We start from the raw sequence: 2,500 nt of genomic DNA, 5'->3' as shown, positions 1-2,500 counted from the left end.
AAAAGCCACTAAGCTTCAGCTATATACGACCGTACCGCAAACCGACACTGGTGCGCGAGATGAGTATTCTAAGGCGCTTGAGAGAACTCAGGAGAAGGAACTCGGCAAATTGACACCGTAACTTCGGAAGAAGGTGTGCCCTATTAGTGTGTAGTGAACAACGAAGCATGAATGGGTTGCAAAAAATCGGTGGCTGCGACTGTTTATTAAAAACACAGCACTCTGCAAACACGAAAGTGGACGTATAGGGTGTGACGCCTGCCCGGTGCTGGAAGATTAAATGATGGGGTGCAAGCTCTTGATTGAAGTCCCAGTAAACGGCGGCCGTAACTATAACGGTCCTAAGGTAGCGAAATTCCTTGTCGGGTAAGTTCCGACCTGCACGAATGGCGTAACGATGGCCACACTGTCTCCTCCTGAGACTCAGCGAAGTTGAAATGTTTGTGATGATGCAATCTCCCCGCGGAAAGACGGAAAGACCCCATGAACCTTTACTGTAGCTTTGTATTGGACTTTGAACAGATCTGTGTAGGATAGGTGGGAGGCTTTGAAGCAGGGTCGCTAGATCTTGTGGAGCCAACGTTGAAATACCACCCTGGTGTGTTTGAGGTTCTAACCTAGGTCCATTATCTGGATCGGGGACAGTGCATGGTAGGCAGTTTGACTGGGGCGGTCTCCTCCCAAAGCGTAACGGAGGAGTTCGAAGGTACGCTAGTTACGGTCGGACATCGTGACGATAGTGCAATGGCATAAGCGTGCTTAACTGCGAGACTGACAAGTCGAGCAGATGCGAAAGCAGGACATAGTGATCCGGTGGTTCTGTATGGAAGGGCCATCGCTCAACGGATAAAAGGTACTCTGGGGATAACAGGCTGATACCGCCCAAGAGTTCATATCGACGGCGGTGTTTGGCACCTCGATGTCGGCTCATCTCATCCTGGGGCTGTAGCCGGTCCCAAGGGTATGGCTGTTCGCCATTTAAAGAGGTACGTGAGCTGGGTTTAAAACGTCGTGAGACAGTTTGGTCCCTATCTTCCGTGGGCGCTGCAGATTTGAGGAAGCCTGCTCCTAGTACGAGAGGACCGGAGTGGACACACCTCTGGTGTATCGGTTGTCACGCCAGTGGCATTGCCGAGTAGCTAAGTGTGGAAGAGATAACCGCTGAAAGCATCTAAGCGGGAAACTCGTTTCAAGATGAGATCTGCCGGGGCCTTGAGCCCCCTAAAGAGTCGTTCAAGACCAGGACGTTGATAGGTCAGGTGTGGAAGCGCAGTAATGCGTTAAGCTAACTGATACTAATTGCTCGTGCGGCTTGACCCTATAACTTTGATCATCTGATCAGGGTGTTATGCCAAGTTGACGCATTCAAAATACATTCAAGCAAGCGCAAGACAATTGCGCGCTGATTCCAAACTCTATGAATTCGTTTGATTGATCATGTGATCAGTCAGACAACAAGTTATGCCTGATGACCATAGCGACGTGGTACCACTCCTTCCCATCCCGAACAGGACAGTGAAACGCGTCAGCGCCGATGATAGTGCGGGTTCCCGTGTGAAAGTAGGTCATCGTCAGGCTCTTACAGCCAGGAAAAGCCCAACACAGCGTGTTGGGCTTTCCTTTTTGTGTGAGCACCCAAAAAGTGTTCACACAAAAAGGCAAGCAACGCAGAGCCTCCTCGGAGGCGCCGCGAAGCAGCTTCAGGTAGCAGACCCCAGTGGCTGGCTACCGAGAGGCCAGAAAAAAAGCTTCTTCGAAGTTGACGCGGTTTGAAAAAACAGTGCATAATCGAAGGCTCCGCTGAAACAGCTTCAGCGTCTTGCAACGAAGGTTGCGGGGTGCGACAAGAGGGTGTTGAAAGCGAAAAAAGTTTGACGGTACTTAAAAAACCGTGATAGACTACAAGGCTTCGCTGATCGCAGCAAAGCAAGACGAAGTAGACGAAAGTTGCTTCGGAGTTCGTTAAAAATTTACAGCCGATAAGCGTGGGCGTTTGAAGGTAATTGCGTAAGTTCTTCGGAACAAGTCGCAAGACTTAAAAACGCTCATGAGAATAGAAGTGAAGTTCACTTTAATTTCTTTTTTTATGAGTTTTGCCTGGCCGCGAGGTCAGGCGCAAAAATCAAGATCGAACTATAGAGTTTGATCCTGGCTCAGATTGAACGCTGGCGGCATGCCTTACACATGCAAGTCGAACGGCAGCGCGGGAGCAATCCTGGCGGCGAGTGGCGAACGGGTGAGTAATACATCGGAACGTGCCCAATCGTGGGGGATAACGCAGCGAAAGCTGTGCTAATACCGCATAAGATCTACGGATGAAAGCAGGGGATCGCAAGACCTTGCGCGAATGGAGCGGCCGATGGCAGATTAGGTAGTTGGTGAGGTAAAGGCTCACCAAGCCTTCGATCTGTAGCTGGTCTGAGAGGACGACCAGCCACACTGGGACTGAGACACGGCCCAGACTCCTACGGGAGGCAGCAGTGGGGAATTTTGGACAATG

The 2,500-nt window shown here is 50.6% G+C and carries 3 rRNA genes (2 of these 3 running past the window's edge); all 3 read left to right on the top strand.

Features of this window, described 5'->3' with window-relative positions:
• A 23S ribosomal RNA gene (locus ABIC94_RS20775) occupies positions 1 to 1,320 on the top strand (it extends 1,554 nt beyond the left edge of the window).
• 144 nt (positions 1,321 to 1,464) lie between these two features.
• A 5S ribosomal RNA gene (rrf, locus tag ABIC94_RS20770) occupies positions 1,465 to 1,577 on the top strand.
• 553 nt (positions 1,578 to 2,130) lie between these two features.
• Positions 2,131 to 2,500 (top strand): 16S ribosomal RNA (locus tag ABIC94_RS20765) (it continues 1,165 nt past the right edge of the window).

This window comes from Variovorax paradoxus, assembly GCF_040544635.1.
GTDB classification, from domain to species: domain Bacteria; phylum Pseudomonadota; class Gammaproteobacteria; order Burkholderiales; family Burkholderiaceae_C; genus Variovorax; species Variovorax paradoxus_R.
Note: the sequence above shows the minus strand (reverse complement) of the source record. Positions and strands in the feature narration are given on the sequence as shown.